At 54.0% G+C, this 311-nt stretch carries 1 protein-coding gene; it reads right to left on the minus strand.

From position 1 onward, the window contains the following. On the minus strand, nt 1-311 hold a 311-nt coding region (locus H6A20_RS13235; protein WP_204907550.1), incomplete at both ends, for a hypothetical protein.

Here is a 311-nt window from a genome sequence, read left to right on the forward strand (position 1 = left end):
CCTTGATTTCCAGAGCTTTACCGTCTTTTCTAACGCTGATGTCGTAAATGGACAGCAGGCCCGGCAGTTCTTCTTTCAGTTCCGGACGGCTTCCCAGCACGCTTTCCTGCGCGATGGTGTCAGCAAAAAGCTCCGCACCCTCTGGCACACCGTCGGTCAGGGAGATGGAAACGCCGGTTTCGGAAGCAGTCAGATCTTTGGTGCCAGTATCCTCACCAGGTTTTGTTCCAGGATCAGTGCCCGGATCGGTAGAAGTCCCGGACGGGGATACTTTGATCACATCATTGGTGCAGTAGTAGCTATACATGCCG

Origin of the sequence: Mordavella massiliensis (assembly GCF_016901695.1) — a bacterium.
Lineage (GTDB): Bacteria > Bacillota > Clostridia > Lachnospirales > Lachnospiraceae > Claveliimonas > Claveliimonas massiliensis_A.